At 70.9% G+C, this 12,282-nt stretch carries 10 protein-coding genes; 4 read left to right on the top strand and 6 right to left on the bottom strand.

Translation table 11 applies throughout. The features are described 5' to 3' along the window. Positions 1 to 115: 115 nt before the first annotated feature. Together E6P78_RS13555 and E6P78_RS13560 are read right to left on the bottom strand one after the other, a co-directional pair. A complete protein-coding gene (locus tag E6P78_RS13555; protein WP_136203820.1) occupies positions 116 to 1,378 on the bottom strand; it encodes a phosphatase PAP2 family protein in 1,263 nt (420 codons plus the stop codon). Between the two features lie 436 nt (positions 1,379 to 1,814). Beyond that, complete coding sequence (locus tag E6P78_RS13560) at positions 1,815 to 3,590, bottom strand: cellulase family glycosylhydrolase (protein ID WP_240799194.1); 1,776 nt, start codon at positions 3,588 to 3,590, stop codon at positions 1,815 to 1,817. Between the two features lie 407 nt (positions 3,591 to 3,997). Here E6P78_RS13560 and argJ point away from each other — a divergent pair, with 407 nt between their 5' ends. Beyond that, positions 3,998 to 5,194 carry a bifunctional glutamate N-acetyltransferase/amino-acid acetyltransferase ArgJ gene (gene argJ, locus E6P78_RS13565; RefSeq protein ID WP_206307801.1) on the top strand — a complete coding sequence of 399 codons (1,197 nt, stop codon included), beginning with the start codon at positions 3,998 to 4,000 and terminating at the stop codon, positions 5,192 to 5,194. Positions 5,195 to 5,247: 53 nt separating this feature from the next. Here the strand turns inward: argJ and E6P78_RS13570 are convergent, their stop codons facing one another. From E6P78_RS13570 to E6P78_RS13580, 3 genes are all read right to left on the bottom strand, one after another. Next, the gene (locus E6P78_RS13570; protein WP_136203823.1) at positions 5,248 to 5,616 is read right to left on the bottom strand and encodes a DoxX family protein; all 369 of its coding nucleotides are present in this window, start codon (positions 5,614 to 5,616) and stop codon (positions 5,248 to 5,250) included. A gap of 3 nt (positions 5,617 to 5,619) precedes the next feature. Next, on the bottom strand, positions 5,620 to 6,222 hold the full coding sequence (locus E6P78_RS13575; RefSeq protein WP_136203824.1) for a TetR/AcrR family transcriptional regulator: 603 nt from the start codon (positions 6,220 to 6,222) through the stop codon (positions 5,620 to 5,622). 84 nt (positions 6,223 to 6,306) lie between these two features. Next, positions 6,307 to 7,197: an LLM class F420-dependent oxidoreductase gene (locus tag E6P78_RS13580; protein ID WP_136203825.1), complete on the bottom strand. Its 891-nt coding sequence runs from the start codon at positions 7,195 to 7,197 to the stop codon at positions 6,307 to 6,309. Positions 7,198 to 7,401: 204 nt separating this feature from the next. Between E6P78_RS13580 and E6P78_RS13585 the strand changes: the two genes are divergently transcribed. Continuing rightward, complete coding sequence (locus tag E6P78_RS13585; protein WP_346765570.1) at positions 7,402 to 8,964, top strand: MFS transporter; 1,563 nt, start codon at positions 7,402 to 7,404, stop codon at positions 8,962 to 8,964. Between the two features lie 31 nt (positions 8,965 to 8,995). Here E6P78_RS13585 and E6P78_RS13590 read toward each other — a convergent pair whose 3' ends face one another. Beyond that, positions 8,996 to 9,619 carry a TetR/AcrR family transcriptional regulator gene (locus E6P78_RS13590; RefSeq protein ID WP_136203827.1) on the bottom strand — a complete coding sequence of 208 codons (624 nt, stop codon included), beginning with the start codon at positions 9,617 to 9,619 and terminating at the stop codon, positions 8,996 to 8,998. A gap of 92 nt (positions 9,620 to 9,711) precedes the next feature. On the opposite strand from E6P78_RS13590, the gene E6P78_RS13595 reads away from it, so the two are divergent. Continuing rightward, a complete protein-coding gene (locus E6P78_RS13595) occupies positions 9,712 to 10,950 on the top strand; it encodes an FAD-dependent monooxygenase (RefSeq protein ID WP_240799195.1) in 1,239 nt (412 codons plus the stop codon). 95 nt (positions 10,951 to 11,045) lie between these two features. Then, positions 11,046 to 11,864, top strand: coding sequence for a restriction endonuclease (locus tag E6P78_RS13600; protein ID WP_206307803.1), 819 nt, complete (start codon positions 11,046 to 11,048; stop codon positions 11,862 to 11,864). Positions 11,865 to 12,282: the final 418 nt, after the last annotated feature.

Consider the following 12,282-nt stretch of genomic DNA (forward strand, 5'->3'; position numbering starts at 1 on the left):
GGTTAACGTGCGCAGCTTGGACTGCGGACCTGGCGCTCCGCGTGCATGTACAACAACGCGCTCGCCGGGGCAGGAGAGGTTCCTGCCCCGGCGAGCGCGGGACGTGAGCGGAGGGTCAGGCCATTTCGGGCTGGGGCTCCAGCTTCGGCACGGTCACGGCCTTCGGCTCCCACCGCTTGGTGGTCCGTACGTAGCCGTAAATCACCGAGCCCATGGCCGCGAGGAGAAGCGGTCCGAACACCCACGGATAGTGGGCCATCTCCAGAGACAGATAGCGATAGGACACCAGCAGCAGCGCGAACACCGCGGTGCCGTAGGCGACCAGCTGAATGCCCGACCGGTCCCAGCCGCGTTCGAGCGCGCGCATACCCGTCTCGATCGTGAGCGTGAACACCACACCGGCGACGAGGTCCGCGCCGTAGTGGTAGCCGAAACCGAGTGTCGCGGCGAGCGTGGCCACCAGCCAGAAGGCGCCCGCGTACTGGAGGAACTTCGGGCCCTTGCGGGAATGGATGAAGATCGCGGTGGCCCAGGCGGTGTGCAGGCTGGGCATGCAATTGCGCGGGGTGATCTCGTCGAACGGCATGTGGTGCGGAGTCCCGATCGGCGTCGGGGTGTCCGGCCACAGGTTGGCCACCGCCCAGTGCCCGCCGTCCGCGCCGAACGCGAAGATCGGTCCGACCACCGGGAAGATCATGTAAATGGCCGGACCGAGAAGACCGATGACCAGGAAGGTGCGCACCAGGTGGTGGCCGGGGAAACGGCGGTCGGTGGCCACGTTGCGCAGCTGGTACAGCGCGACGAGGACCGCGGCCACGGCCAGCTGCGTATAGACGTAGTCGAGAAAACGGGCGCCGACCGGGCCGGTCGCCTCGATGAGCCGCCCCGCCACCCAGGAGGGGTTGCCGAGCGCGTGGTCGGCGTTCCCCATGTACTGGTCGAGCACATCGGGGCGGGTCTTGGAGGTGATGAGCAGCCAGGTGTCACCGGTCTTCCGGCCGGCCACGAGAAGCAGCCCCAGCCCGACGCCCTTCAGGAGCAGGATGCGTTCCCGGCCCGTGCGACGGGTGACGGCGATGACCGCGACCCCCACGATCACCCACAACGCGCCGTTGCCGAAGGGGTGGCCTTCGGTGACGGGGGCGTCGGCCACCCACCGCACCAGCGCGATGACGATGTCGATGCCGGCCGCGACACCGACCGCGATGAACCGTTGCCGCCAGGTGAGGACCACCATCATCAAACCCATGCTGGCGTACAGCAGAAAGCCCGATTTGGGGGCGAATATCGCTTCTTGGGCCTGAGTGGTGACCGGCCCCGGCAGGCCGTAGTGGCGTGCGGCGATCTCCAGCGCGACGAGGAATGCGAGGGTCACCACCGCCGCCGCCGTCCACAGTATCGCTCGCGGTTGGCGCCACGCGGCGAAGGGTATTCGGCGGTTTATTCGCGAAAACACCCGCGATGCTATAGATATCAATTCTCTGGCCGATGTCTTAGGTTTTGGTCGAGTGGGTCGCTTTTCATGCCGGACGGCATGGTTGTGCGGGCGATGAGGGCGTCGCCGGGGTGCGATCATGCTAGCGGAGGGGGTCTGGACGGGATTCGCTGGTCATGACTGGTAAGAAGGACGCGGAATCCTGATCCGGGGTTCACTATCACGACGCTGACACGAAACACGGCCACCCCCCGGCGTGGACCTTACGTCAGTGGGTGGCGGCTTCCGAAGGTGTACGTCCCGAATGAGACGTAGCCCGCCACTGAGGGCGGGCTGCGACGCTCCCTTCGCGAGCCGGGCCGTACGCGGGTGACTCCCGTCAGGACAGGGTGCAGCTCACGGTCGGTACGCCGCCGGCGCCGGGCGCCCCCTGGAAGCCGAAGCTCGTGTGGGCGCCGGCCGCGAGGCTGCCGTTGTAGTCGGTGTTCGTGACGGTGACGGCGCCCCCGCTCTGCGTGTAGGAGGCGTTCCACATGTTCGTGACCTTCTGGCCGCCGTCCCAGGTCCAGGTCACCTTCCACGATGTGGCGGCCGATGTGCCCGTGTTGGTCACGGTCACATCCACCCCGAAGCCGCTGCCCCAGTCGCCGTTCACGGTGTAGGCCGCCGTGCAGCCGCTGTTTGAGCCGGAACCGGAGCCGGTGGTGAGGGCGGTGACGGAGGCGGAGCGCGGCGAGGTGTTGCCCGTCGCGTCACGGGCCCGGTCGGTGTAGGTGTACGACGTCCCGGCGGACACACCGGTGTCGGTATACGTGGTGCCGGTGGCCGCGCCGACCTTGGTGGAGCCGCGGTAGACGTCGTAGCCGGTGACCCCGGTGTCGTCGGAGGCGGCCGACCAGGAGAGGGAGACGGACGTGCCGGTGGTCGCGGTGACGGTGAGGCCGGACGGGGCGGTGGGCGCCTGGGTGTCCTCGCCACCGTCACCGCCACCGCCACCGTCACCGCCGCTGCCGTCGCCGTTGCCGAAGTCGGGCGCCTTGATGCTCGCCAGGTAGCCGTCCTTCACCGTGTCGACCGAGGTCCAGTCGTCCTTGAGGACGCCTCCGGTGTCACCGGAGTTGGGGTTCCAGGACCAGAAGGTCCACGAGAAGCTGTCGCCCCCGTACTGATCGGTCGGCCGCAGGTAGTCGGCCAGCGCCTTCAGCCACTTCTGGTCGGTGGTGGACTGGAGCGTCGTGCCGAACTCGCCCATCCAGACCGGGGCGATGTTCTGCTTGAAGAGGTAGCCCCAGTACTTGTCCCAGACGCCGGGCATGTTGCCGGGGAAGGAGGCGTCGGTGAACCATGGCTGCTGGGCGACGCTCGTCGCGTAGTCGTGCGCCGAGTAGACCACCCGGTGCGCCACGCTGAGCTCCACCGGATGCCGGCCGGCGCCCATGAGGTTGCCGCCCCACCAGCCGGACGCCCCGTCGAAGGCCTGCACACCCTCGACGAAGATCAGCAGGTCGGGGTTGGCCGACAGGACGGCGTCACCGCCGCGCTCGGCCGCCAGCCGCCAGTCCTTCGTCGTGTCGCCGCACCCCCAGCAGGCGGGGTCGTGGGGCTCGTTGTGCAGGTCGATGCCGATCACCGCGTCGTTGCCCGCGTACCGGCCGGCCAGCGACTTGAGGTTGGCCAGCCAGGTGGATTCGGGCACGGCCGAGGTGTACCAGAGGGGCGACTGACCGGCGGAGTCCGGTCGGTGCCGGTCGAGGACGACCTTCATGCCGAGGCTGCCCGCGTGGTCCACGGTCCGGTCCATGACGCCGAGCGAGTCGAGGCCCTGCAGATCGCTGTTCATCCCGCCGGAATAGTTGATGCTCGCGGCTTCGGTGCCCGCGAAGATGTCGTCGCTGGAGGGCAGCCGGATGGTGTTGTAGCCCAGCGACCGCATCTGGTCGATCATGCTCTTGTAGTCGCGGGACCACAGGCCGTGGGCCACGTAGTTGGCGGTCTCGAAGCCGAACCAGTTGATGCCGGCGACGCGGACCGGCTGGTTGTCCGCGTCCAGGATCTGCCGGCCGCTGGTGTGCCAGTAGCCGGAACCGGACGAGGCCTCGGCGGCCGAGGCCACCTGGGCGCCGGCGAGGGGCAGGAGCAGGGCCGCCGGGGTCACGGCGGCGGTTCTGGCGGCTCTGCGGAGGGTGCGGAGAGGGCGAAGCACAGTGCTGCTGGTTCCTCTCTCGGCGGCGCGGTCCCGGCGATTATGGGAGCGCTCCCATTGCGCCGTGCGCCGTGCCGCCTGTGGCATGGGGGACGGGGGTCTCGGTGGGCGCCGGCCGCCCCGGCTCTCCGTGGCGAAGTCTGGTTGCCCGGAGGGGGTGGGGGTGGATGGTCGGCGACCCGGCGCCATAAAAGCGATAAAGCCATGGCCATGTCAATGGAGTGTGCGGCGTTCGTGAGTTGAAGCCGGGGTGCGGTGGGGTGTGCGTCACCGTCCCGAGGTCGAGACCGGCCGGTATGGGCCGGGCGTATCCCGGAAAGGGGTGGACGCCCAGCCTACGTGATGCAAATATATGCGACATGAAGCATGACCATGCATCGAAACCAGGAGCCGACACCGTGGCCTGGCCTACGGGCTTCCTCGCGTATACGGGGCACGGCGGACTGCGCGAACACGGTGACGACATCTCGATCGTCGCCTCGGACCGGCCGGCGTCCAGCGCCGCGATGTTCACGCGGAGCCTCTTCGCCGGTCCGGCCGTGGTCCTCAGCCGCAGGCACGCCGCAGGGCGGAATCTGCGTGCCGTGACGACGCTGGCGCAGAACGCCAACGTCGCCACGGGGCGCCAGGGCGAACGGAACGCCGCCGAGGTGGTCCGCCGCGTCGCCGGGATTCTGGGCGCCCCGGAGGGCGAGGTGCTCATCGGCTCCACCGGCGTCATCGGTCGCCCCCTGCCGATGGCCACCATCCTCCCGCACTTCGACCGGACGGCCGAGCGGGGCATCGCGGCGTTCACGGCCGGTCCGCTGGACGTGGCCCGCGCGATGATGACCACCGACACCCGCCCGAAGGTCGCGGTCCGCACCGTCGGGCAGGCCCGCATCGTGGGCGTCGCCAAGGGTGTCGGCATGCTGGAGCCCGACATGGCCACGATGCTCGCCTACGTCTTCACCGACGCCGAGGTGTCACCGGCAGACCTGGACGCCGCACTGCGCGGGGCGGTGGACCGTACGTTCAACTGCCTGAGCGTCGACACCGACACCTCCACGTCCGACACCGTCGCGGTCATCGCCAACGGCGCGGCCGGAGCGGTCGACGCGGCCCTGTTCGCCGATGCGCTCGCCGACCTGTGCCTGGACCTCACACTCCAGCTGGCCGGCGACGGCGAAGGGGCCACCAAACTCCTGCGCGTCACCGTCGCCCGCGCCCGCGACCACGCACAGGCCAAGCGCATCGCCAAGAGCGTGGTGAACTCCCCGTTGGTCAAGACCGCCGTCCACGGCGCGGACCCCAACTGGGGGCGGGTGCTGATGGCCATCGGCAAGAACACCGACGACACCGACATCGTGCCGGGCGACGTCACAGTGCGGTTCGGCGAGATCGAGGTGTACCCCGAGGAGCCCGAGGAGGACACCCTCGGCAGACTCGTGGAGATCATGCGTCAGGACGAGGTCGACATCGTCGTCACACTCGGCCTCGGCGCCGCCGAAGCCACCGTCTACGGCTGCGACTTGTCCGCCGGCTACATCCGCGTCAACGCCGACTACACGACCTGACCCGCCGGGCCCGCCGCCCCGGCCGAAAACAGACCGAGGCGACGGGCCCGGTGTCACAGCCGTACGAAACTCCCGACGAGCACGGCCAGTGAGAGCAGCAGCATGCCGAGACAGTTCACCCAGAACGCGCTGCTCAGCGCTCGCGCGCGGATGTGCGAGGCGGCCGCCGCGAGGAAGTAGACGACGATCGCGGCCGTCGTCGTCATGGCGACACCGGGCACCCACAGGCCGACGAGGAGCCCCACGACCGAAGCGGCCTTGGCGGTGGTCAGCGCCCACCACCAGTCGCGCGGCAGCCGCACGCTCTCCAGGCAGTCGACGATGAACCGCGGCGGACGCAGCATCATCGCCGCGTCGCCCGCCTGGATGACGAGCAGAACCACCACCGGCCATATGAGGGACGGGAGTTCGGAGAGCGACACCGGTCAGAGCCCTTCCTGCGCGGTGACGAATGCGGCAGTGCGCCCGATTCTCGCCGCCGTCTGCTGGGGGTCGGTCGATCCCGCGGCGAGCAGCGTCAGCTCACCCAGGTAGCTGGAGAACATCACCTGCGCACCCAGCCGGGCCTGCGCCTCGGGTGCACCGGCGTTCACCAGCGCCGCGGTGAGGTTGTCCTCGGTGAGCGTGCGCAGCGCGCCCAGGGCGGCGTTCTCGTCCTTGCCCCGGGCCAGCGTCCGGAAGTAGGCGCGCGCGAGGTCGTCGTTCTCGGCGAACAGGCCCAGGAACGGGTCGAAGTAGTGGGACAGGTACTCGACGGCCGACGGTGCGGCGGCCCCCGCCCCGGCCGGTGCCGGCGGGGGAGGGATGCGGTCGGCGATGGCCCGGTCGTACACCAGGCTCAGCAGGGACTCCTTGTCGCCGACCGCCATCACCGCGCCCACGGAGACCCCCGCTTGCGCAGCGACCTGGCGCACCGTCGTGCTCTGGAAGCCGTGCTCCGTGAAGAGCTGCGCGGCGGCCTCGACGATGCGGGTGGCGGTCCGCTGCTTCTGCGCCGCACGCATTGACTGAACCTGTTCATCGAACATGTCCATGATGTAGGCACGCGTTCGCGCCCCCGCAAGGGCGGCGGCGCGCCCGGTCCGCGGCGGCGCGGACCGGGCGCTTGCCGACTACAACTCGTCGCCGAAGGCGGCGGCGAGTTCGCGCCACTCGGCGAGCGGCAGCCCCGTTTTGCCGTCTTCGGCGGTGACCACCTGGAGCGCGACATGGTCGGCGCCCGCGTCGATGTACTCCCGCGTCCGCGCCTTCACCCGTTCGGCGTCGCCCAGCGCGAAGAGGGCGTCCAGGAGACGGGGGCTGCCGCCGCCGTCGAAGTCGCTCTCCGTGAAACCGAGGCGCAGCAGGTTGTCGGTGTAGTTGGGCAGCTGGAGGTACATCGCCAGCATGGCGCGCGCCGTGGTGCGGGCGCGGTCGGAATCGGTGTCGAGTACGACGGACAGCTCGGGGGCGAGCAGGGCGTCGGGTCCGAGGGCCTCGCGTGCCTCCGCGGTGTGCGCGGCGGTGACGAGGTAGGGGTGGGCGCCCAGCGCCCTGCCCGCCGCGAGCTTCAGCATCTTCGGGCCGAGCGCCGCCAGCACCCGGTGACCGGGCCCCACGGACGGCTCGGCGGCGTCCAGGGCGTCCAGGTAGGCCACCATCGCGCTGTACGGCTTCGCGTACTGGGGGACCATCGGGCCGTGGCTGACGCCCAGGCCGAGGACGAAGCGCCCCCGGGCGTCGGCCTCGATCGCGGCGACCCGCGCCGCCACCTGCTCGGCGGTGTGGTCCCAGATGCTCAGGATGCCGGTGGCGACGGTGATCGTCCGGGTGGCGTCGACGATCGCGGCGGCGTCGTCGGGGGAGGGGCTGGCGCCGATCCACAGCGTCCCGTACCCCAGGGTTTCGAGTTCGGCGACCGCGTCCGCGATCGCCGCCTTCCCCGCGGCGTCCGCCCTCGACGGGTGCAGCGCGCTGCTCCAGATGCCGACCCGTCCGAATGTCTCACGTGTCTCAGAAGTCATGCCGTGCTCAACAGCGGCCGGCCCCCGCTATTCCCCGTCGGCCGCATTCGGGCCGGGATTCACCCGACAGGCCGTCACGCCCCCGTGTGCGCACCTCATGTGGGCGAGTGGCCGCGTGTGCGCGGGCGCCGCCGGGGCAACTGGCGGATATTGGATGCTCTGCGGCCCCGCAGTGTGCGCCCGCCCGACGAGGAGGTAGCTGCCGTGACGACCCCCGCCGCATCGGAGGGACCTGGAGGCAGGGAGCAACGCCCGGACGGGGGAGGGGGTGGCAGGAGAGAGGGCCGCGATCCGCGTGACGAGGTGGCTGCGCCGGGCGATTCCGGGCTCGGCACCATCACGACGGCCGTACCGGCCCGGCTGGACCGGCTGCCGTGGTCGCGCTGGCACTGGATGATCGTCATCGGCCTCGGCACGGTGTGGATTCTGGACGGCCTGGAAGTCACGACGGTCGGCAACATCGCGAGCCGTCTCTCGGAGGACGGCTCGGGCCTGGACATCACGTCCGCCCAGGTCACCGGACTCGCCGCCGCCCTGTATGTGGCGGGCGCCTGCTCGGGTGCGCTGTTCTTCGGGTGGCTCACCGACCGGTTCGGCCGCAAGAAGCTGTTCATGGTGACGCTCGCGGTGTACCTCGCCGCGACCGCCATGACCGGTCTGTCCTTCAGCGCGTGGTGGTTCTTCCTCTTCCGCTTCCTCACCGGCTTCGGTATCGGCGGCGAGTACGCGGCCATCAACTCGGCCATCGACGAGCTGATCCCCTCGAAGTACCGGGGCCGGGTCGACCTCATCATCAACGGCAGCTACTGGCTGGGCGCGGTCGGCGGTGCGCTGCTGTCGATCGTCATGCTGAACACGGACTTCTTCCCCAAGGACCTCGGCTGGCGGCTCACCTTCGCCCTCGGCGTCGTCCTCGGCTTCGTGATCCTGCTCGTACGGCGGCACGTGCCGGAGAGCCCGCGGTGGCAGTTCATCCACGGGCACGGGGAGGAGGCGGACAAGCTCGTCGCGTCCGTCGAGCGGGAGATCGAGGACGAGAAGCACGAGAAGCTGCCGGCCCCGGCCGGTGAGATCACGATCCACGAGCGCAAGAGCATCGGCTTCGGCCTCATCGCCAAGACCGTCTTCCGCAGCTACCCCAAGCGCGCCGTGCTCGGTCTCTCCCTCTTCGTCGGGCAGGCCTTCCTCTACAACGCGATCACCTTCGGCTTCGGCGCGATCCTGACGAAGTTCTACGACGTGCAGAGCGGCCACACCGGCTACTACTTCGCGGTGATCGCGGGCGGCAACTTCATCGGCCCGCTCGTGCTCGGCAAGCTGTTCGACACGATCGGCCGGCGCATCATGATCGCCGGCACCTACATCCTGCCGGGCATCCTGCTGTTCATCACGGCCTGGCTCTTCGACCGGGGGTCGCTGACCGCCAACACCCTCACCGCGTGCTGGTGCGTCGTCCTGTTCTTCGCCTCGGCCGGCGCGAGCAGCGCGTATCTGACGGTCTCCGAGGTCTTCCCCATGGAGACCCGGGCCATGGCCATCGCCTTCTTCTACGCCGTCGGTACCGCGGTCGGCGGGATCAGCGGGCCGCTGATCTTCGCCGACCTCACCGAGTCGGGCATCCCCGGCGACACGGCCCTCGCCTTCTCCATCGGCGCGGCGCTGATGTGCGCGGCCGGTATCGTCGCGGCCTTCCTCGCGGTCGACGCCGAGCAGCGCTCCCTGGAGGACATCGCCAAGCCGCTCTCCCAGACGGCCTCCGGCACCTGAGCGACGCCGGGGCCGGCCCCGTGACGGCCGCTCAGCGCGGGGTCGGCGTGGGGCCGGCGAGGCCGTGCAGCAGCAGGCGCGTGAGCGTGTCGATGATCTCGTCGTCGGGGACCTCCGGGCGCCCCGGCCCCGCGGTCGTCACCGCGAACCCGAGCATCGAGACCATCGCCCCCATGGCGGCGGCGACGATGGCGGGGTCACCCGGGAGCGGGTGACCCCGCTCGCGCAGCCACGCCAGGTGCTCACGGAAGACGCCGGTGTCCCCGGCCAGGCTCGCCCAGGCGCGGCCCTCGCTCGGCGGACCGGCGAAGCCGGTCTGCATCAGCGCCACGATCACGGGCAGGTGGTCGCGGATCACCCCCCAGGTGACGGCCAGATGGGCGCGCAGCTGCTCGGGGTCCGTCAGATCGTGGTCGGCCGCGTGGCCGTCCGCGCCCATCTCCGAGTCGACGTGCGCGTTCAGGTCCCGCATCAGGGACTGGAGCAGGGCTTCCTTGTCCGCGAAGTGGGCGTAGAACGAGCCGGTGGCGCGCCCCGCTTCCCGCGTGATGTCGGTGATCTTCGTGTCGAGATAGCCGCGCTCGGCGAAGAGCCTGCGCGCCGCCTCCTTCAGCGCCGTCTCGGTCTCGGCGGCCTTCTCCTTGCGAACGCCCATCTGACGGGGGCTCCTTCGGGCTTGACGTGCGGTCCGGGCTCCATCATAGTGAACCCGCATTCGGTGAATATTGATTCAGTGAATATGGATTCATGGGGGCGGAAGTGAACGTGATCGTCGTCGGCGGGGGAGTGGCCGGAATGGCGAGCGCCATCGCGCTGCGGCGGATCGGAGTGGAGGTCGCGGTCTACGAGGCGTACGCCGAACCGGCGGGCCAGGTCGGCTCGTTCCTGAGCCTCGCGTCCAACGGGCTGCGGGTGCTGCGCGCCCTCGGCGTACTGGAACAGGTGCGGCGGGCCGGGATCGACGTGCCGCACCAGCGCATGTGGGCCGGCTCCGGCAAGGTGCTGGGAGACGTCCCACGCGGACGGCTCAGCGGCGACACGCTGCACAGTGTGACCCTGATGCGGGGCGCGCTGGTCGAAACGCTCCGCGCGCAGGCGGCGGCCGCCGGGGCGGACCTCGTCACCGGTGAACGGCTGGTGGACGCCGTCACCACGGACGAGGGCGTACGAGCGGTCTTCGCGAGCGGCCGCACGGCGGAGGCGTCCCTGCTCATCGGGGCGGACGGCATCGGCTCGGTCACCCGGTCGCTGCTCGACCCGCACGCGCCCGCACCCGAGTACGCCGGCACGTACAGCATCTCCGGCGTGTCCGACGGCGTGGACACCGAACCCGGCGTCTTCCACCTGACCTTCGCCCGCCCGGGCGCCTTCCTCCACCTCGCCGCCCCGGACGGCAGGGTCTGGTGGTCCGCCCAGATCGCGAGCCCCGGGGAACCGGGACTCAGCCGCACCGACGAGGAATGGCTGAGCCACCTCGCCGGCCTGTACCGGCACGACCGGATGCCGTCCACGATCATCGGCGCCACCGTCGAACTGCACCGCCCCACCCTGACCCACAAGCTCGACGCGGTCCCGGTCCGCCACAACGACCGCGTCGTGCTCCTCGGTGACGCCGTACACCCCGTCGGTGCCGGGCAGGGCGCGTCGATGGCACTGGAGGACGCGCTCGTCCTGGCCCGGTCACTGGCGACGGAGCCCTCGCTGCCGGCCGCCCTCGCGGCATACGACACCGCTCGTTCGGGCCGGATCGCCAAGATGGCCAAGGCTGCGTCGGGCAACCGCGACAGCAAGGCGGCCGGCCCGCTCGCCCGGCGGATGCGCGACCTGATGATGCCGCTGGGCATACGGATCTTCTACGAGAAGGCCATGGCCTGGCTCTACACCTACGACTGCGGAGAACTCCAGGCCGCGCGGCCGCCCGGCAGCCCGGGGACGACGGGCTGCTCGAACCGACGGGTGTGCACCGGGGACGGGGGCCGCCCGTGAGGGGGCACGCGTACCGGCCCCGGCGCTGATCATGGACGGCGCGGTTCGGGGCACACGGCGGTGGACGACGTTCGTGACATGCCGAGGGAGACGCCGTGCCGATACGGAGACCGAGAAGCGACACGCCCCGTCCCCGCACGACGGGTTCGCTGCGCAGCCCCCTGCTCACCCTCGCCCTGGCCGGCGCCCTGATCTGTGCCGCGGCCCTGCTCTTCCTGCGCTTCGCCCACTGGGCCGGCGCCCACCCGGTCACCGCCGTACTGTTGGCCGTGCTCGCCGTCCCCGTGCTCTACATCCTGTTCCGGGCGATGCCACGCACCCGTGAGCTGCGCCGGGCCGCCCGCGAGGGGATGACACCGTCCCCCGGGGAAGCCGCTGGCGCTCCCCGGAGCGACGACGCCGCCGAAGCGCCCCCATCCACCGCGGACGGAACGGCAGGCCCCGCGCCTCTCTCCGACGCACGGGGCGGGCTCACCGCCGTACTCCCGCAGCCGGCTTCCGACTTGCCCGCGTTCGACTTCGGCGCGCTCGACCCCGACGGCTTCGAGGCGGCCGTGGCCGCGCTGTGCGAACGCGACGGCTGCCGCGAGGTCGAGGTCGTCGGCGGCGCCGGCGACCTCGGCGCCGACGTCCTCGCCACCGCACCGGACGGCCGGCGCGTCGTCGTGCAGTGCAAGCAGTACGGGCCCGCGCACAAGGTGGGCTCCCAGGACCTCCAGCGCTTCGGCGGCACCTGCTGGACAGTCCACGGAGCGCAGCTCGCCACCGTGGTGACGACCAGTGAGTTCACCGCGCCCGCCCTGGAGTACGCGGCGGCCTGCGGCATCCAGTGCGTGGACGGGGCCTCGCTCACCGCCTGGGCCGAAGGCTCGGGCCCGGCCCCCTGGGGCCCGGCGATGCTGGACACGGCCTGAGAAGCGCTCTCGGCCCGGGCATCGGCCCACCGACCGCATACGCGCACAGCATCACGGACCCGCGGGGGAGGAACGGGGCGTGGCGCCTTCGGAGTTGGCCGCGGCGGCGGTACGGGTGCCGACGGGGGGCGAGCCGGCCACGGCCGAGCGGAAGGCGGCCGTACGGGAACTGGTGTGGGGCCGGCTGGGGCAAAGCGATCTGGGGGTATCCGCCCTCACCCGGTTGCACGAGCACCCCGGTGAGGGCTCAGCGGCCATCGTGGCCTCCGTGCTCGCCGACGACCTGCGCGCGGACCCCGACTTGTCGGCGCTCGTCGCCGAGGCGCTTCGTCCGCACCCGGAACCACGGGTGCCGGCCGGCGCTCCGCAGGCGCCCCCGCGAGAGAGCACCCCTCCCCTCCCACCGCCTCCCAGGCCG

Source organism: Streptomyces sp. A0958 (assembly GCF_004795035.1).
Lineage (GTDB): Bacteria > Actinomycetota > Actinomycetes > Streptomycetales > Streptomycetaceae > Streptomyces.